The following is an 18031-nucleotide window of genomic DNA, read 5'->3' on the forward strand; positions in this document are numbered from 1 at the left end:
CCATGCGCATTGCACGAGACCTTGCCGACGCCGTCGGTAAAACACCTTTGATCCGGCTGCGTCGCGTCAGCGAAGAAACGGGAAGCGAGATCCTCGGCAAGGCCGAATTCATGAACCCGGGTCAGTCCGTCAAAGACCGTGCTGCGTTGTTTATCATCCGCGATGCGATAGCGCGCGGTGATCTGAAACCCGGCGGCACGATTGTTGAGGGCACGGCCGGGAATACCGGCATCGGTCTGGCGCTGGTTGGTGCCTCGATGGGGTTCAAGACGGTGATCGTCATTCCCGAAACCCAATCCGAAGAGAAAAAGGATATGCTCCGCCTGGCGGGGGCTCAGCTTGTGCAGGTGCCTGCGGCGCCGTACCGTAATCCCAACAACTTTGTGCACTATTCGCGCCGACTGGCCGAACAATTGGCTCAAACCGAACCAAATGGCGCGATTTGGGCCAATCAGTTCGACAATGTCGCCAACCGTCAGGCACATGTGGAAACCACTGGTCCCGAAATCTGGGAGCAGACCGGCGGTAAAGTCGATGGCTTCATCTGTGCCGTTGGATCGGGTGGTACTCTGGCCGGGGTGGCCGAAGCGTTGCAGCCCAAGGGTGTCAAGATCGGTTTGGCTGATCCGATGGGGGCGGGGCTCTATTCCTTCTACACCACTGGTGAGATCGCGATGGAGGGAGGTTCTATCGCCGAAGGTATCGGACAGGTGCGGATTACCAAGAACCTAGAAGGGTTCACACCTGACCATTCCTGGCAGATTACCGATAGCGAAGCGCTGCCCTATATCTTCGATCTGCTGCGCGAAGAGGGTCTGGTGATGGGCGGGTCAACCGCGATCAACATTGCCGGTGCCGTCCGTTTGGCGAAAGAACTGGGGCCAGGGCACACCATTGTTACGATTTTGTGTGACTATGGCACTCGCTATCAATCCAAACTGTTCAATCCTGAATTCCTGCGTGAAAAGGAACTTCCCGTGCCCGATTGGATGACCGATGCGCCGCGCAGTATTCCTGGCGTGTTTGAGGACGTGTGATGCTGCGACAGGTCCGCCTGTGTCTGGTTCTGGTGCTATTCTGCTTGATTGGTTTGGGCGGGATTGCCTCTGCCCAACTTACTGACCGGCAGAGCGAATATTATCAGGGCTGGGTCAGCACGGCGGACCGGGCGGAATCTGTTATTCGCGCGAACCGTGCATCCAACGCAGCATTAGAGAATTTGCGTTCGGAAATAAATGAGTATCGCGAAGACTTTAACAAAGCCCGAGGTGCCAACACCGATCGTATTCAGACGCTGGAAAGCCAACTCAAGGCGCTTGGCCCAAAGCCGGCTGACGGGGAAAGCGAGGCCGAAGACATTGCCAAGCTGCGCGCGCAACTCGAAACCCAGCTGAACAGTTTGCGTGTTCCCCGCATCATCTCGGAAGAGGCTTTCAGTCGCGCGAATGGGCTGATCAGCGAAATTGATCGGATCGTCCGGGACAGACAAAAGAAAGAGATGCTGAAACGCGGGCCGTCGCCGCTCAACCCCGTCTATTGGGGACCAGCCTGGGTCGACATCAAAGAGGCGACGCACAGTCTTATTAACGAAACCATCGAAAACTTGCGCTCTGATGTGGTGCGCGAACAAATCCGCGAGCGCGGTCTTGGCATTCTCGTGCTGTTGGTTGTTTCAGCAGTTCTATTGCTGTTTGGGCGCAAATGGTCCGAGAAAGGCGGCGAATATCTCCGCTCGCTAGGAGGTAGCGGCAGCGGGGTTTGGACCTTTATTGTTTCGCTGTTGCGCATTCTTTTGCCTTGGTTGGGCGTGTTGGCGTTGGTCACCGCCGTCGTGCTAACTGGCGTGCTGGGCCTGCGCGGTACACTTTTGTTCCAGCAAATCCCCTATTGGGCCGCGATTATCTTCTATTTTGATTGGATCGGCCGGCAGGTCTATCTGATGGGAGCGGCGCAGAACTTCCAAAGACTGTCCGCAGGTAAAATCAGAGAATTGCGGGTTTATATCGACCTGTTGGCGGTCATGCTTATTCTGCACGAGCTGGCGCAATTGTTCGAGCAGATCGAGAATATCTCGGACGCGACCCGCGCCGTTGTTGGCTTCCCGATCGTTGTGGTATCGGCCCTTCTTTTGCTGCGTGTGCGTCAGGTCCGCCAATCAGAGCCTCAGCAAGAACAGACAGACCAAGAAGCTACCCGCCGTGGCGCAGGGTTCAGCCAATTGGTCGAGTTCCTGCGGCGCGCCTTGTTCATGCTTGGGATTGCGACTCCAATCTTGGGGGCCTTCGGATACATTAACGCCGCCGAAGCTATCGTATTTCCTGCCATCAAAACGCTGGTTCTGATTGCAGCTCTGGTGATCGTGCAGCGATTTATCGGTACAGTGTATGGCTGGCTTTCGGGGCAGGGCGACGCCGCGCGCGATTCACTGTTTTCGGTTCTGGTCGGGTTCGCGCTTGCCATTCTGGCGTTGCCGATATTAGCGCTTTACTGGGGCGCGCGGCAGACGGATCTGCTTGAAGCTTGGTCGCGATTGTTGCTGGGGTTCGATATTGGCGGGGTTACGATTTCACCCAGTAACTTCCTGACGTTCGTTGCCATTTTCGCCATTGGATATACGCTGACCCGTTTGCTGCAAAGCGGGCTGCGCAATTCACTGCTGCCGAAGACCAGCATTGATCCCGGCGGGCAGAATGCCATCGTGTCGGGTACCGGATATGTCGGAATTTTTCTAGCGGCACTGATCGCCATCATGGTTGCCGGTTTTGACCTGTCCTCGCTTGCGATCGTGGCGGGTGCTTTGTCGGTCGGCATCGGTTTCGGTCTTCAGACCATCGTATCGAATTTTGTCTCAGGGATCATCCTGCTGGTTGAGCGTCCTATCTCCAAAGGTGACTGGATCGATGTGAACGGCATGATGGGATATGTGCGCGATATCTCAGTCCGGTCGACGCGGATCGAGACGTTCGACCGGACGGATGTGATCGTTCCGAACTCGGACCTGATCAGTGGGGTGGTTACGAATTACACCCGGGGCAATACGATTGGCCGAGTGATCGTGCCTGTAGGCGTCGCCTATGGTACCGATACCCGCAAGGTCGAAACTATTCTGGGCGAGATCGCAAACGGGCACCCGATGGTTCTGGCCAATCCCGCGCCCAGCGTAGTGTTCCAGGGCTTCGGTGCAGACTCGTTGGATTTCGAAATCCGCGCAATCCTGCGGGATGTGAATTGGGTGCTGTCTGTCAAATCCGACATGAACCACGAGATCAATCGCCGGTTCGTTGAGGAAGGCATCGAGATCCCGTTTGCGCAGCGTGACCTGTGGCTCCGTAACCCTGAGGTGCTGACGGGTCAGTCCGATCCGTCCAATGATGCTTCTGCCGTGGATGACGACCTATCACCCCATGCGCCATCGACAAAACCAGTGGACATGACAGCAGACGATCTGGACGCGGCAGGGGATCAGGACGGCGAGGGCGACAACCACTGAGCGTGATGCGATCGGCATTTTCCCGCAAATGGTTATCGGACTGTTTCATTTTGATGTAGTCTGAAGTCATTTGCAGGAGGAATTTTGATGGTTACATTTTCACACAGCCTCGCGCGTATTGCCGTCTGGAATCTGGCCGGCTTCAATCCAGTAAACACAAGTCTGGGTATTCCGGCCAGCAGTGACCGGGTCACCCATCAAATCGAAGGGCTGGCCCTGCTGGACGCCGAATTGATCACTCTGGTCGAGGTCAGCCCCATCGAACATATCGATCGGTTGGCCTTGGGTCTGGCCGATAAGGGGCTGGACTATCAGGTCAAGATCCTGCCGCAGCCCAACGGCAATATCCATATCGGGTTTCTGCACAAACCGGGGGTCTCGGTGACAGGTTTGCAGCTGATCGACGGCTCGGAAGGTGACGATCCCGGCGGACGTCAGGCCCTGATCGCCGATGTCGAGGTCGGCAAATTCAAGGCCAAGCTGATCGCTGTGCATCTTAAATCCGGACGAGACCGGCCCGAGCAGCAGATACGTGACAGCCAATGCAGGATTATCGGAGACAAGATCGCCGAGATCCGCTCGACCCCCGGTCTGACACAGCGCACGATCCTTCTGATGGGTGATTTCAACATGATCCCCGGTCAGGACGTCAGCAATTTCCACCATCTTGGTGGGGATGACATGATGGACTTTGTTTCGTGCTGGGATCTACAAGACCGATTTTCGCATATTCTGGATAGGGGTCGCGCCAATTTACTGGACGGTTTTGCCGTATCACGCACTTATTCCACCGATTATGTCCGCGGCAGCTTGCGACTGTTTCCTATGCACTGGACCATGAATATGGGGCGCGAGGCGTTCAAGGATGAGGTGTCGGATCATCTGCCATTTGTCGCCAGCTTTCGTATTTTCTGACCCGTCCATTTTTGCGAAAGGGGCCTTGCGCTCGGTTCAGAAATTCGCATAAGTCACCTCTACCGGAGAGGTGGCCGAGTGGTCGAAGGCGCACGCCTGGAAAGTGTGTAGGCGGGAAACCGTCTCCAGGGTTCGAATCCCTGTCTCTCCGCCACTTACCCTCTTAATATACTGATATTGCTGGGAAGATACTGTAGGCGGTATGCCGATCCATCCACTTTCCCACCCAAGACAGCGAGATTGAGAAAAAAGTATGAATCAGAGCGGATTCCCACGGAAAGACGCGTCTCCCTTGGGTCTTTTCATGTACGCGCATTCGTACTGGGCATCTGCATCTGCGCTTGCTGCTGCCCAAGTGGACGCAACACATCCCGCAGCGCCCGTTGACTACCTGTATTATCACGCCATTGAATTGTTCCTGAAATCGTACCTACTGCAACATGGCGTGAGCCGAGACGATCTTAGGAAGAAATACAGCCATAAGTTGGAGAAGACCGCTAAGGCCGCGCAAAGCCTTGGCCTGCAAGTAGACCAGATTGACTTCGACACCCTGAAGTTTGCCGACGCCAACTACATGGACGCGCGGTACTTGAGAACTGGCCCCTTTACCAAGGCTCACCCCGGTAATCTCTGGGGAACATGCTCCGTGTTTTTTGACCAGATGGTTGATGTGCTTGTTGCTGCTGGCGAACTTAAGAAAAGGGTTCCTGCAAGGCCTGACAACCCGCACTAGTCGCGGTTGGTTCGAGGAAGACGGGCTGACAATCGATCCTAACGACTCTTTTGCCAGTTCTCGAACTTCGAAGCGATTTTGCCAAGCGCGTTTTCGATGCCGTTTTCACCTTGAAGTTCTTCATCGTCGAACCGAATGATCCGCACGTCTTCATCGGTGAATGGCTCGACCCTTTTCGCTGCCGCTACTGGGGTCTCGTGGTGCCATGCCTTTCCATCGATTTCTATGATTGCCCAAATGCCGAACTTTACGATCACGAAGTCTGGTTCAACCCGTCGCGTTGTTGGCCGGTGGACGAATACCGGTAGCGGCGCGACGAGATAGTCAGCATTGTAAAGGGCCTTAAAGAACTCGATTTCGATCTTTGATCTGAAATGCAGACCACGATATTCAAGCTGTGCCGGGTTTGAACTGTGAGCACGGCCTTGGTTGCTAATACCACCCTTGACCTTTGCGATCCGGTACCCCTCTTCGACGCCGAAACGGACGAACGGAACAATGCTCAACCCAATTGATTCGAACATGGGTTGAAGAAGGTCCGCCAGTAGTTTTGCCGAACTGTTCATGTCATGCCGCAACGCAGTGTCGACGAACTTCAGAAACTGCTCGTCGGTATAAAGTCTCGGATTGAAGCGAGAGTCTTCGTTCAGGATGTAGTCATCATCCCAGTCGTTGTTCCATTCGGTGTGCTGCCGAATGTCTAGCAGGGCGTTTTCGTAACGAGAATCAAATGATGTCAGATTCTCAAGGTCATGTATCTCAGCAAAGAACTTTGAAGGTTCCGTCGACCACCATGCGATCCAAGGTTCGTCTGGATGGTTTTCCGCATTGAAATCACGCGGGTCGTAGTTGTGTCGCGAAACCTGACGAAGGAGTGCTTCACGGAATTCGGTTGGAAAGCGAATCTGGTTTTTAGTCATAATTTCAGTAAACTGTAATCCACATAGACGGTCCAGACGGGCGGCAATATTACTAGGCGACAGCTTAAGGCAACTTAGCGATATTTTATGACCGGACCGCTTCCTTGAAGTTGCCGATCGCTACTGCAAGAAATATGGCTAGGCGTCATATCCATCCAAGACTTTCCCTACACAGATCGACGCAAAACATGACTGTTCACATCACCACAGAAGAATTGGAACGCACCATTTTGGAAGAGTGTGTGCCCGCGCTGGAGAAACTCAAATTCGAGCCGACTTACTGGCGGCATCTGCTCATTATCTCCATGGCGTGTACGGTGGTCGAGACTGCTCACACCATCGTTCTTCTGGCTTTAAACAAAAAAGGTAACGATGCAAATGTTCTCGCCCGGCGGGTGCTGGAGTGCATGGTAGAAGTGAAGATGCTGGCGAAGTCGGAGGACTACGTCGGGTGCATGAGGCTCGCGAACGAGTCCTACTGGCTGAAGCAGCTTGAAGAGGCGGTCGCCGGGAACCCTTACAACGCAAAGCTCGCGAAGATGGAAAACATCGACGAGGTCATCGCCACGCACGAGAAGGACATCGCAGACTTGAAAGGCGAAGGTGCTCGCAAAATGACAGTCTTGCGGAAGTTCGAAGCGGTGGGCCTGCGCAACGAATATGAGACGGTCTACCGAAATCTATCGGGCGGCATCCATGGTCGGTTGAGTGATCTTATGCAGCGTCACATCACTCACGTTAAAGATGAAGTCGAAGTCGTTGCTTTCGTAGACACACACATCGAAGCGATGCAGGCCACCTTGCTTGGTGTTAGAGACTGGGTCGTTGAAACGACGAAAGTCACTCAAGAGTTTTTGGAAGACGACTTTCCTCAGTCAAGTCAGAGTTAGGCTTACGGTTAAGTCTATCGAACTCGCTGGCCAACTATGTGATTTTCGACGGCAAAATCCTTGATCGCGATCAGGCGGTCAGGTCCCCCAATATGGTGGTAGTCGAAAGTGTCTCCATCCAGATTTGATAGGTCAAATCTCATACCACCGAACTCATATCCGCGACGGTATCGTTCTTTAACTTTCCATTTTGGTTCTGCAATGTCGTGGGCAAAAGCACAACGAAGCTGGTAGATTAGAGCGATGCACTGGTCTTGTTCCGATTGTATTGGGTTCGGTAGGTCATACCCCGCTTCGTAACGCGCCCTATCAAGCGTGATTGCAGCGGCACCAAACGCGATGGACAGGTTGTTCTCAAATGCCAACATAAAGTCATCTTCATTGAAGAAAATCCGAGGTGGCAGAACAAACACATGTTGCCCGTCGTCGCTTTGAAACGTGATGTCCGCGTCTAATGCTTCCTGATCAATCTTGCCTTCGAGCGCATAGTTGTAGAGTTTCCAAGAAAAGAACAACTGCGCAAACGCGGTCGGTAGATAATACATATTCGGCCTTTAATGCGAGTTCAAAAAATCCTTTGGCTAAGGTTTTCAGCGTAGCACGTGACACGCGCGATTGACTATTCCAGAAAAGAGTCCAGCGGCAGCCATCCTTTAGCAGCGAGTATGTCGAGCGACGCCTGATCGACCATGTGCCGCTTGTCGAACATGCTTTTCGGAAGGGCTATGGTCTGCCGCACACGGGCACCGGGTATGTCGGCGTGCCGGGAAACCAAAGTACAGGCGATGTGATCATCTGGTACGCCCTCTAGGAACTTCGTCTCTGTGGCGGCGACGTCCGCCTGTACTTGCAGCTTGTCGACGGTGTTTGGGCTGTCATTACCCTCGACCGACCTGACCTGTGATGTGTTGGCTATGCCCAGTTCACCGCGCCGGTAGCGCCGAAGTCGATGTCGAGCGAGTGGCCGCTTTTTGAACCAGCGCCGGTCGCTGGCAATGATAGGGTGTTCGTCATATCGTCTCGTCATCTTACCTCTGTCATTTGGTTGAGATATGGTACCGCTTCCCGTGTCCAGCCGGGGCGGTGCTTCTTAATGTGCAGCAGCCTTCCTGATGTCCTCGTGCACCCGGTGCAAGGTCTGAGTCCATGCCCGGATGTAGGCCGCTTGCTTGCGTAGGTGTTCGCCCGATGGCGGCTTGAAATGGTCCTGCAGCCCTGCCTCTGCCGCTCGTGTGCGGATCAGACCAGCGTGCATCGGTGAGACGGTGCCACATGCCCCTGCACAGGCCCCCAGCAGCGCCTCGAACGGCTCGTCATAGGTGGCAACCCGCAGCAGGGCGTTGGCGTCGTTCTCGCCTTGGGTGCCGAGCGCGTCGCACTCGGCCTTGAACTTGTCCCGCAGCGCTTGTGCGTCGTCGTGGCGCTTCTGGCGGGCGGCGATGACCTCCTGCTGCTTGCGGCGGCCCTCGGCCTGTCTGGCCTTTTCCTCGGCCTGCTGGCGTGCCTTCTCTTCCTCGGCGGCTTTTCCGGCTGCGGCAGCCTCTTCGCGCTGCCGGGCGGCCTCTGCGGCGCGGGCGCGGTGCAGTTCGTTGTACTCGGCGACAAGTCTGGTCGTGGTGGCGTCCATGATCAAAGCCCTTTTGCCATTGCCATCAGATCGAACATGCTGGGCACGGCCTCGGTCTCTAGGCTCTTGCGCGTGGCGCGGATGTGTTCTGTGCGGTCGGTGATGTCGGCGCTGATGGCTGCGTTGAACTCGGCGATGGCGTCCAGATCGAGCACCGACTGGCGCTTCTGTGCGGCAGCAGCCAGTTCGACATCGGCCTCGTTGATCTTCTGCTGCGTGACGGCGATCCGCTCGTCCAGTGCCGCGTTCAGGGCCTTGGTTTGGCGGCGCTCTTCGGATTCCACCTTGGCGGCTTTCTCGTACGCGGCCTTGTTCTTGCGGTCCCGCCCGCGCAGGGCTGCCGCCTTGGCGAGATAGGCTTTGCGGCGGTCGTAGTTCTCGTCGACGAGATATGTCCGATAGTCGTCATCGGTCAGGCGGGCGCTCAGGTCTTGGCTGCGCCACTCGGCGCGGGTGGGCAGGCCGTGTTTGCGACGGTTCTCGTTACTGATCCGCTGGCGCTCGGCCTCTTCCTTGGCGATGTCGGCAGCGCTGCGCGGCTTCAGGAACGGCTTCGGTTCTGGTTGCCGGGCTGCCTTACGGGCGGCGGCGCGTTCTTCCATCTCCCAGCGGTGCTGCCGCTTGGCGGCCTCGGCTTCCAACTCGCGATTCATCTGTTTGAACGGGGCCAGCAGACGTTCGGTGTGCTCACGACCTTCTCGCCGCCATTCTTCCATCTTCGCCAAGAACTCAGGGCTGGGTGATGTGTCGATACTGGGCGGTTCCAGCCAGATGGCCTCTAGGTCAGGCATCGGTGCCGGGCGGTAGGGTGTACGTGGCGCGTCGAAGATCGCCGCGACCTCGGCGTCTTCCTGTTCCGCATACCCATCCTGACCCGGCAACAGTCCGTGCATACGCTGGGGCAGAGTGGCAGCAGCAGATCGCCGAGTGACCTGCTGCTGCCGGGGAGACCGCGCAGGCACCGAAACCGGCGCGGCTGACTTTGTCCGTGTTTTCGAGAATGAGTAGCCCATATCAGCAACCCTTCGTTTCGAAGCTATTGTCGAGCGCTTCACCGAAGGCCGTCAGCCAGTGGTGCATGTGCACAACGTTGATGTTCTGCATCTCCAGTGCGCCCGGCACGTCGTAGAACGCCACCACATCATCAGCCCCGAACACCTCTTCTAGTTCAGCCGGTTGGTAGAGCGCCATCTGGGCCTTCAGGAAGGACCAGTGGGTCATCACCGATTGACAGGTGACGGCGGACACGGTGGCCGTGGCGAGGTCGATATGCAGGACGCCTTGGGTCACTGGGCTGGCACCTCTTCGGCGGTGCTGTTGATCAGCAGGCGCGCGGCGAAGGCATCCCAGTCGATCCCGGCAGCGGCATACGCTTCGCGCTGTATGGCAAACGCCCTGACGAGCATGTCACGGGTGTCGACGACCATTCGATCCGCCAGTGCCGCCTTGTCCTCTGGCGACGTTGCGTCGGCCTGTTCAGGCGTGATGTCCTTCCAGTCGATCATGCGGCGGTCTCCTGATGGCGACGCCACGGCTCGCCGCGACCTTCGGTGTCGTTGAACGCCCACTTGTCAGCACCGAGCGTGGCGCTGTCGAACTGGCTGTCGTCGAGAGTGACCCGGTCGGACTTGAGGCCCAACACGCCGTGGTGGCGGCAGGCGAGGCCGAAGCGCATCCGCAGGGGGCTGACCGGCAGGGTCGGCAGCCCGGCGTCGAGACGGGCCTGCTGGTAGGTCGCCATGGACTTCTGCAATCGCTTCAGGTCCGTGTCGACGCGTTTCGCGGCCTTGGTGACGGGACTATCAGCCACGGCTGGACTCCATGGCCCGGATCGCATTCTGGATTGCTGCGAGGTCGCTTTCCTTGCTCAGTTGCGACAGGCGGGCGACTGCCTTGGTCATCGGGTCGTCGTCCATCATCTCGTCGGTGGGATTGGTGCCCTTGACCGATGCGATGATCTTCGCCCGTTCGAGAAGGTGGCTGCCAGCAGCCTGACGTACACGCATGAACTCAGACGGTGCGGTCTTCATGGCCGTTTCGAGGAAGTCGCCGGTGTGGCTTTCCAAGCCCTTCATGATGGCGGCGCGGTTGGACATATCTATTCCTTTCAGGATTGTGGTCACAGCGGCAGACCTGCTCAACGCATTGTCGGCAGCGAACTTGTCGACCTGCTGCAGCACAGCCGGATCGAGTGCGAGTGAGACTTTCGTTTTCATAGTGGGAATGATGCCCACCTTTGTCGGTCCCGCAACAAAAACCGGCAAAAATACTCTATCTGTCATACAGTTAGAGGTTCGAGGCGGTTAACTGTGATACGGTTACGTCCCTGTCTATCAGGGATGAAATAGGATCGGCTGAGAGGTGATTCGCTGGGTCGGGTGTCCGCCCGACGGTGTTGGTATCGCTTCAATAAGGACGGTAGCGCTGCTTTTCGAGAAAGCGTCTGCGGCTTTCAATCAATTCGATTTCGTCCTCTGTCCATTCGGGCAGGTGTGGGGCAATGTCTCTGCGATTGAGCATGCCGTTCAGTTCCTCAAGACTGGTCACGGTACTCAATTTTGCCGCCAGATCATTGCCGCTAGGTAGCGTCTTTCGACTAGCGGTATTCGATCTGGAACGGGGTACCGGCACCACATGACTTGCCGACGTCGATGTTGAACGAGGGGTGAACGCTGGCACCACTCGGTTCTGTCTTTGAGGTTCGAAGGACCGTTTCGATACTTCGTCTGGTTTTTTTATCCCGGCCAAATAGGCATCAATTGCTGCCTTCGTTCTAGCCTGTTGGTTCTCAACCTTAGCTTTTCTTCGACTGATCCGTTTGCGCACTTTGTCTGGATTTGCAGCTTTCGAAGCATCTAGCCGCTGACGACGCCTCTCGCGGTTTACAGCAGGTGAAACAATCTCAAGATTTTCCGCTCGGTTATCGCTGGGGTCATGGTTGATATGATCGACTTCGGCTCTTCGATCCACCCAGTGACCCAACGCGCTGGCCGCAATAATCCGGTGCAGTCCCGTAATTGTCTCACCACATGGCCCCCTAAGCTGGACTATCCTATACCGTTTGCCATCGCGGTTCTCTTGACTAAGGAAATACTCTAGCTCACCGGCCTCAAGTTGTTCTAAGACCTCTTCAAGTGGCGGCAGAGGCAATTCATGTTCATATCTTTCGATGTAATCACTCATGTTCACTGTAAAACCATCCCAGACTACGGACCGCCATTTGAGGCCACCCTACGAATGGTCTCACAACTTACTTAGGCACTCTTAGCAACTTTCGAAATAGCATACCCGAAACGCCCAAAGTACATTCAATAGGTTGTCGTTCGTGAGTGATCAGCGCAGTGACCGGGCGATGTCGGTCAACGTCTTGCCGTTCGGCTTGCGGGGTCCGCCCATGTCGGGTGGTGCCGCGTACACCGGCTTGGCCTCGTCCGCTCTGCGGTTGGGTTGGTGAGGTTCGAAGACCTCGACCGCTTCAGGCTCTGGGGTTGGCAGCACTGGCTCTGGCCGGGAGCGACGTGGCAGGTCGAGGGCGGTGTGTAGCCGGGCAGCCAGCATGTGGAACGTGTCAGGGCCTGCGCGTTTGTATAGGCGGCGGTAAACCCGTTGCCGGAACTGTGGATCGGTGCAGAGCATCCGCCGGGTTTTGGTCATCCGGTTGCACCACTCTTCAATGCGGACCACATCACCGTCGACGTTGGTGCTGGGTGATGGGTCGACACCGACGTCGAACTCTATGGCGGTCAGGATTTGCTGGGCGATGTCGTCGGCGTTAGGCGGTTGGGGTGTGGCCGTCTCGTGCCCGCCCGACTTCAATTCAGCATACCGTTCGAGGATACCGTGTACATGTGCGGCAGCCGCTTCCACCTCGGCCTGCTCTGCAGTGGCGACGATCTGCGCCGGTGTCGCACCGAGCCTGTGTTCTAACTGGTCCAACTTCTCGGACATCTTACGCAGTTCGGCATTGCGTTTAGACATAGGTTCGACTCCTACTGCATCCGCCATATACGGCAGCTAACCCATTGAAATAAATGTACATGTAAATGTGGTGCATAGGGCATCCCATCCAAGACCCAGTCACAGGCCGTCGGTGGGCGACCAGTCGGCGTCGACCGTTGTGCCATTGCGAGACAAGTCGGTATCAGGCTGTGCCAAACGTGCCCCGCCATCGACGAGTGCGCCGAGGCGATCCAGCCTGTCACGTAGGTCTTGCCGCTGGCGCTCTTCCGCTAGGGCGTTCACCACAGCGACGCCGGTCGATGTCACAACCCTTGATGCGGCAACGCGCACAAGGTCGTCTTTCTCAGGGTCGACCGACATTTTCTGCATCGCATCAAAGGTTTCGACCATCCCACTGATGAAGTGCCCGACATCAATCGCGGCCACATCCACCTGCTTTTTAACGGCTTCCTCGACCGCTTCCGGCAAAACCAACGTGTCACACTGATCGCGATGCCGTCTCACGTTCTCGTGGTGCTTGAAGCCGTGCTGTCTCGCAATGGTCCGCAATGGCACACCCTCGGCAATCGCCTGATCGACGAGCCGACGGACCTCATGGCCCCGCTTGCAGATTGAACACGCATTTCCGGGCATGGCCCCATCATTCCACCCAACCCGGTCGAGATCAACATTTATGCACATAAGACTGCGGTTATGACCCCTAAACCAGCAAACGCGCACCGTTAGGTGGACTAAGTGGGCATCTCTGCGCGCATACCTATGCATATGCTGGGGGTATGTTACCGGATTACAACAGTCCGCCTCGGGTCGCGTAATTTTCGAGACATATGAAATATCAAGCACTTAGCAGAGTATACCCCCCCCAGTATACGACACACTATGCCTCTGGGGATGCCCACTTAGCCCACCTGACCCGGTGGGCTTACGCCTGCTTTTCCGTCTGACCCATCGAGGGGTGAGTCGGCTGCCCTAAACGGGCAGCTTCACGACCTTCTGCCGCTCTATGTAATCCGCAATCGCCTCTTCGGTGGCGTACTGGGCGTGCAACTGGCTGTCGAGGAAACCAAGCTGGTAGCCCTTCAACCACTGCGACCCCTGCGGGGTGGTGATGGTGAACCCCGCGTCTTTCAACGCATCGGTGATCTGCCGCATTCCCTTGGCCCGCAGCCCCATGGCCTGACACCATTCCAGATAGATCGTGCGGACCACCTTCATCGGGATGCCAGCGCCTTCGACCGGGGTCAGTTGGCTTTCGACGAATGCCAGCACGCTGTCCGAATGCAGCCGCCACTGCATCAGCGCATCGCGCTCGGTCTGTGTCTCTTCAAAGCTGCCGCGCTCGCGCGTCCGTTTGATCCCGGCGATCAGCAGGTTCAGAATACCCGACGCCTCGCCTTTCAGCTTGTCGAGCAGGTGCAGGTCGGCCACCTTCTGCGTCTTGGTATTGATCACCTCTTCCGGCAGGTACCACGTTTCGTTGAACTTGATGACCCGCGCCCGGCGCACATAACCCCGGCTGGTATCCGGTACATACGGCAGACCGTTGGCCCCCATGATCAGGGTCAGTTCGCATATGAAGTCGAAATGGTCACCTTGCTTGGCCTCGCCACCCTGTGTTTTCCGCTCGCTGATTTTCTTCGCCTCGGCCACCGGGAACTCTTGCTTGTAGTCGAGGTCGTCGTCGATCCACGCGCTGCGCCCGACGATGGCGTTCGACGAGAAGTTGTTGCGGTTGAGGGCCTGCAGTCGGTCGCACCGCACGGCTTGCCCCATGATGTGCGCCAGCAGTTCCAGCAGGACCGACTTGCCGTTCGCGCCCCGCCCCAGAAACAGGAAGAACGCCGGGAATGGTTTGCGGGGGTTCAGGGCAAAGCCCAGCACTTCGATCAGGTGCCGCTGCCGCTTCCGGCTGCCGGACATCATCGCCTTGGTGGCCGCCTCGAACAGCGGGGCCTTGGCGTCAGGGTCATATTCCACATCGAGCGCGATCCGCAGGTAGGAATCATAGCTGTGCTCTTTGAACTCCATCGTGTCTAGATGCAGTTCGCCGTTCGTGCAGTTCAGGATCGCAGGTGGCGGTCGTAGCAGGCCGAGCAGGTCTTCGGTCGTCGACTGTTTGCTCTGCAGCAGTGCGACGACCTCGTTGATCAGTTGGCGCGTCGTTAGCCGGTTCTCGCGCACGAGTTGGGTTGTCTCTTCATCCAACGTGCCGAGCCGCCGCAGGACGATCCCGGCGATGATCCGGTTCGGTACGCGTTCCCAGACCCGTCCGCTGTACATCCAGAACTTACCATCGGTGGGCACCATCAGGTGATTACCCCCGTCGAAGTCTTCGTTCAGGCAGATGTTCGTCACGATTTCCGCCATGTCATCGACGCCGAGATTGCGCATCTCTTTCAGGGCGCGCTCGATGTCTTCGAGCGTCCCGTTACCGGGGGCATCTTTGCGCAGTCGTTTTTTCTCGCGCCCCTGCACGGCAGCGTTCATTCCGAGGATCGCCAGCAACCGCTCGGTGTATTCCTCGTCGGGCATCACATGCTCGGTCATGCGCCCATCCTTTCGCGGATGTTTTGCATCACCCGTGCGCCCAGCCCTGACCGGTTCAGGTTCCGGCGAAATGCGTCCGCCAAGCCCTGTCGGTCAGCCGCTGCATATTCCAGCCGCAGATCGGCGATGGCGTGGCCCATGTTGTTGCTGAATGCGAAGAACGCGTACAGGTCGAACGCATCGCCGCTGACGAATCCGTCGAAGGTCTCGCGGCCTAGCCCGGCAGCCTTGTCACTTTCGGACAACGACACCCAGTATGACCCGAACGACCGCGTCGCATACGAGCCGCTGCGCTGCATCGGCGACCGCCAGTTGATACCGTCCTGCGTCTCGTAGCCGTAGAACTCCAGTAGATCGGGGATTTCGTATTCGCTGTTGAAACGCGCAATCTCGTGGATGTCGGACGGGGTCGCTTCCGGGTTTTCACGCTGGGCCTTCTCTTCGGCAGCGTACCGCCGCATGGCGTCGCGCTCGAACTCGCCAGTCATCTGCCAGCGCGGGCCGGGGTTCAGATACCAGTCGTAGTAATTGCCCCGGTTGGGTAGGTAGATCAACTGGCCGGGGCGTTCGAGGGCGTGGTCGACTTCCAGTCCCAGCCGGTCGAAGAACACCTGCTGGTGGCACTTGTAGAACGCGCCGAGCAGCCGGTGCGACAGCGGCACCAGCACGCGCCACTTGCGGATATGGCGCTCGGCTGACGCCGTGGCGTAGACCAGCCACTCGGTGTTGCCGAAGACCTTGCGCACGGAGGCTTTCACGCGCCGCAGAGACGGGCTGCCTGTGTCAATGTCCGCCGCCAGCATCCAGTAGTGCCCGTGCTGCCGCTGGACGCTGTGAGACCGCGCGTCAGGGCCTGCGTAGGCGCTGGGGATGACCCACGGCCCCTTCGTCTTCGCGACGGCCACAGGATCGCCTGCGAGCGCCACGATACTGTCCCAGTCGATGACCCGGTATGCGGTCCCGGCAGAGGTGTGTCTGTTGGGCTGTCCGTTCGACAGCGTCAGCGCGTGGGTGTCGCCGCTGCCGTTCCCTGTGCAGACGTGGAATGATTGCGGTGGCGTCGACCGCGTATTACAGTTAGCACTCATTGGCCCCTGTCCTTTATCTTTGGGGGTCAGCGTGCTATTTGTTCTTCAGGCATACAGCATTCTGACCCGGTGGTCATGACAAGGCCCGGACGACGGCAATCGTCCGGGCCTCGCGCGTATTACGTCATGGCGGGCGTCTTCTGTTTGTGCATTCCCTCGCGGGATGCGGCGACCGCTTCACCACAGATCGTCCTGACCTCTTCGATCAGGTCATCTTGATTGATCTGCCGCCCGCGATACCGGCAGGCGGCCAGTGATAGCTTGTCGGCTGCCGCGTCGATGGTGTCGGCGATCTTGTGGGTCATGCGGCGGCTGCCTGCTCTTTGTCCCATTTGTCGAGCATTTCCACGGACCAGCGATTGTCGTTGCCGAACTTCATCGTCGGGCGTGGGAACTGACCACGATCCATCAGGCGGTAGATAGTGCTGTGGGCAACGTTGTAGCGAGTGCAGACCTCGCTGATCTTCAGATACTTCTGCATAGCAAAACCTCCTTTCCGGTAGCGATCAAGCTAGACCACGCCAAAGGTGATTCGCAAGTTATTACAATGACTTATGGGATGCCCATATGTCAACCGCGCAGGGTGATGACCTTGTTTTCGCGTGTGTTTGTAAGGGCTTCGGCCCACGCTTCCATGACCGGGCGACGTTGCTCCAGCAGGTCGTCGCGCTGGTACGCGGCCTCGACCTTGTCGCCCTTGGCGTGGGCGAGTGCGAGCTCTGATAATTCCTTCGAGATACCCGCCCGGCTGGCCCAGACCTTGAACGTCGAGCGCAACCCGTGCGGCACAGGCCCGTCGCTGCTGTCTGGGTCTTTGAACCCGTGTTTCTCGTTCTGCCGCTTCATGCAGGCCGACAGGGACATATCCGACAGCATTCCACCGCGTGTAGCCGGGAACACGAGGTCGTTGTCGCGCGGCAGGGCTGCCAGCAGCGCCATGGCGGCCTGTGACAGCGGCACGCGATGCCTGCGACCCATCTTCATACGATCAGCCGGAACAACCCAGACATCGCCCTGTACCTCGTCCCAGCGCATCCCGCGCACCTCGCCCGATCTGGCGGCGGTCAGGGCAAGGAACTCAAGAGCGCGGGTGGCGGTACCACTGCGGCTCTGCAGGTCGGCGTACCATGCCGCCATGTCGTCCTGCGCGACCGATGGGTGGTGCCGCACCTTTTTGATCTTCGCGGGCTTGGGCAGCAGCGGCTGCAGGCCGCCCCGCCAGATCGCCGGGTTCGGTCCCGGTCGCCAGCCCCGCGCAATGGCGTACTGCAACACCGCTTCGATCCGCTGCCTGACCCGCGTGGCCGTCTCGGTCTTCGTCGTCCAGATCGGCTGCAAGACGGCGAGCAGTTGGTCTGTACCCACGGCGTCGACCGGCAAATGACCGAGGTGTGGCAGAGCGTAGGTGGTCAGGGTGTTGCGCCACTGCTGGATGTGCTTCGCGTTGGTGAGTTCCTGCACCTTCTGTTCGAGAAAGGCGTCCATGGCCTCCGCGAAGGTCTTCTGCCGCTCTGTAGCAGCCAGAGCCGCCTTGCGGGCGTCCAGCGGGTCTGTGCCTTGCCGCAGCAGCGCACGTGCGTCTGTGGCGGCGCTGCGCGCGTCTGCGAGCGAGATTTCGGGGAACGGGCCGAGGCCGAGTTCGCGGCGACGCTGGCCGATCCGGTAGCGCAGAATCCAGCTTTTCGCGCCGGTTGGTGAGATTGTGACCATCAACCCGGCGACACCACCAACAGCGACGACCATCGGACCTTTGCGACCATCGTGCGCCAGCTTGCGGACGGCGAGCGGTGTCAGTTCTTTCGCGATCTTGGGCATTCTCGGTTCCTGTCATACATACACTAACCCGCCCAAAAATCTGAGA

22 protein-coding genes and 1 tRNA gene are annotated in these 18031 nt (G+C 57.8%); 6 read left to right on the forward strand and 17 right to left on the reverse strand.

Annotated elements, in window-relative coordinates; all coding sequences use genetic code 11:
• Positions 1–2: 2 nt before the first annotated feature.
• The 5 genes from ACR0BI_RS01340 (at position 3) to ACR0BI_RS01360 (ending at position 5138) form a co-directional block, all read left to right on the forward strand.
• Positions 3–1037 (forward strand): cysteine synthase A, encoded by a 1035-nt coding sequence (locus ACR0BI_RS01340; protein WP_480561643.1) that lies wholly within the window; start codon positions 3–5, stop codon positions 1035–1037.
• Entirely contained in the window at positions 1037–3490 is a 2454-nt protein-coding gene (locus ACR0BI_RS01345) for a DUF3772 domain-containing protein (protein WP_480561642.1), read from the forward strand. Before ACR0BI_RS01340 ends, ACR0BI_RS01345 begins: the two co-directional genes overlap by 1 nt.
• 87 nt (positions 3491–3577) lie before the next feature.
• On the forward strand, positions 3578–4405 hold the full coding sequence (locus tag ACR0BI_RS01350) for an exonuclease/endonuclease/phosphatase family protein (RefSeq protein WP_170645941.1): 828 nt from the start codon (positions 3578–3580) through the stop codon (positions 4403–4405).
• Positions 4406–4469: 64 nt separating this feature from the next.
• Positions 4470–4559, forward strand: a tRNA-Ser gene (locus ACR0BI_RS01355).
• Between the two features lie 150 nt (positions 4560–4709).
• Positions 4710–5138 carry a HEPN domain-containing protein gene (locus ACR0BI_RS01360; RefSeq protein ID WP_480561641.1) on the forward strand — a complete coding sequence of 143 codons (429 nt, stop codon included), beginning with the start codon at positions 4710–4712 and terminating at the stop codon, positions 5136–5138.
• Between the two features lie 38 nt (positions 5139–5176).
• On the opposite strand, the gene ACR0BI_RS01365 is transcribed toward ACR0BI_RS01360, so the two are convergent.
• The gene (locus tag ACR0BI_RS01365) at positions 5177–6058 is read right to left on the reverse strand and encodes an AbiJ-related protein (protein ID WP_480561639.1); all 882 of its coding nucleotides are present in this window, start codon (positions 6056–6058) and stop codon (positions 5177–5179) included.
• Positions 6059–6246: 188 nt separating this feature from the next.
• Here ACR0BI_RS01365 and ACR0BI_RS01370 point away from each other — a divergent pair, with 188 nt between their 5' ends.
• Positions 6247–6948, forward strand: a complete 702-nt coding sequence (locus ACR0BI_RS01370; RefSeq protein ID WP_480561637.1) for a DUF5677 domain-containing protein — start codon at positions 6247–6249, stop codon at positions 6946–6948.
• A 14-nt stretch (positions 6949–6962) separates the two neighbouring features.
• Here the strand turns inward: ACR0BI_RS01370 and ACR0BI_RS01375 are convergent, their stop codons facing one another.
• From ACR0BI_RS01375 to ACR0BI_RS01450, 16 genes are all read right to left on the reverse strand, one after another.
• Positions 6963–7493 carry a hypothetical protein gene (locus ACR0BI_RS01375; protein WP_480561635.1) on the reverse strand — a complete coding sequence of 177 codons (531 nt, stop codon included), beginning with the start codon at positions 7491–7493 and terminating at the stop codon, positions 6963–6965.
• Between the two features lie 74 nt (positions 7494–7567).
• A complete protein-coding gene (locus tag ACR0BI_RS01380; protein ID WP_480561633.1) occupies positions 7568–7975 on the reverse strand; it encodes a hypothetical protein in 408 nt (135 codons plus the stop codon).
• 63 nt (positions 7976–8038) lie between these two features.
• Complete coding sequence (locus ACR0BI_RS01385) at positions 8039–8575, reverse strand: hypothetical protein (protein ID WP_480561631.1); 537 nt, start codon at positions 8573–8575, stop codon at positions 8039–8041.
• A 2-nt stretch (positions 8576–8577) separates the two neighbouring features.
• Positions 8578–9588: a hypothetical protein gene (locus tag ACR0BI_RS01390; RefSeq protein ID WP_480561629.1), complete on the reverse strand. Its 1011-nt coding sequence runs from the start codon at positions 9586–9588 to the stop codon at positions 8578–8580.
• 1 nt (position 9589) lies between these two features.
• On the reverse strand, positions 9590–9865 hold the full coding sequence (locus tag ACR0BI_RS01395; RefSeq protein WP_480561628.1) for a hypothetical protein: 276 nt from the start codon (positions 9863–9865) through the stop codon (positions 9590–9592).
• Complete coding sequence (locus ACR0BI_RS01400) at positions 9862–10080, reverse strand: hypothetical protein (RefSeq protein ID WP_480561626.1); 219 nt, start codon at positions 10078–10080, stop codon at positions 9862–9864. The genes ACR0BI_RS01395 and ACR0BI_RS01400 overlap by 4 nt, the downstream gene beginning before the upstream one ends.
• Positions 10077–10385: a hypothetical protein gene (locus ACR0BI_RS01405; RefSeq protein WP_480561625.1), complete on the reverse strand. Its 309-nt coding sequence runs from the start codon at positions 10383–10385 to the stop codon at positions 10077–10079. Before ACR0BI_RS01405 ends, ACR0BI_RS01400 begins: the two co-directional genes overlap by 4 nt.
• Positions 10378–10791, reverse strand: coding sequence for a hypothetical protein (locus tag ACR0BI_RS01410; protein ID WP_480561623.1), 414 nt, complete (start codon positions 10789–10791; stop codon positions 10378–10380). Before ACR0BI_RS01410 ends, ACR0BI_RS01405 begins: the two co-directional genes overlap by 8 nt.
• A 190-nt stretch (positions 10792–10981) precedes the next feature.
• Positions 10982–11758, reverse strand: a complete 777-nt coding sequence (locus tag ACR0BI_RS01415; RefSeq protein WP_480561621.1) for an HNH endonuclease signature motif containing protein — start codon at positions 11756–11758, stop codon at positions 10982–10984.
• Positions 11759–11908: 150 nt separating this feature from the next.
• Positions 11909–12553, reverse strand: coding sequence for a hypothetical protein (locus ACR0BI_RS01420; protein WP_480561619.1), 645 nt, complete (start codon positions 12551–12553; stop codon positions 11909–11911).
• 99 nt (positions 12554–12652) lie between these two features.
• On the reverse strand, positions 12653–13168 hold the full coding sequence (locus tag ACR0BI_RS01425) for a hypothetical protein (RefSeq protein ID WP_480561617.1): 516 nt from the start codon (positions 13166–13168) through the stop codon (positions 12653–12655).
• Positions 13169–13504: 336 nt separating this feature from the next.
• Positions 13505–15082 carry a DNA primase family protein gene (locus ACR0BI_RS01430; protein WP_480561616.1) on the reverse strand — a complete coding sequence of 526 codons (1578 nt, stop codon included), beginning with the start codon at positions 15080–15082 and terminating at the stop codon, positions 13505–13507.
• Positions 15079–16170, reverse strand: a complete 1092-nt coding sequence (locus ACR0BI_RS01435; protein WP_480561614.1) for a hypothetical protein — start codon at positions 16168–16170, stop codon at positions 15079–15081. The genes ACR0BI_RS01430 and ACR0BI_RS01435 overlap by 4 nt, the downstream gene beginning before the upstream one ends.
• Before the next feature lie 119 nt (positions 16171–16289).
• Positions 16290–16475, reverse strand: coding sequence for a hypothetical protein (locus ACR0BI_RS01440; RefSeq protein WP_480561612.1), 186 nt, complete (start codon positions 16473–16475; stop codon positions 16290–16292).
• Positions 16472–16651, reverse strand: a complete 180-nt coding sequence (locus ACR0BI_RS01445) for a helix-turn-helix transcriptional regulator (protein WP_480561610.1) — start codon at positions 16649–16651, stop codon at positions 16472–16474. The genes ACR0BI_RS01440 and ACR0BI_RS01445 overlap by 4 nt, the downstream gene beginning before the upstream one ends.
• Positions 16652–16740: 89 nt before the next feature.
• Positions 16741–17985, reverse strand: coding sequence for a tyrosine-type recombinase/integrase (locus ACR0BI_RS01450; protein WP_480561609.1), 1245 nt, complete (start codon positions 17983–17985; stop codon positions 16741–16743).
• Positions 17986–18031 lie beyond the last annotated feature (46 nt).

The sequence above is a fragment of the Ruegeria sp. E5 genome (assembly GCF_056534105.1).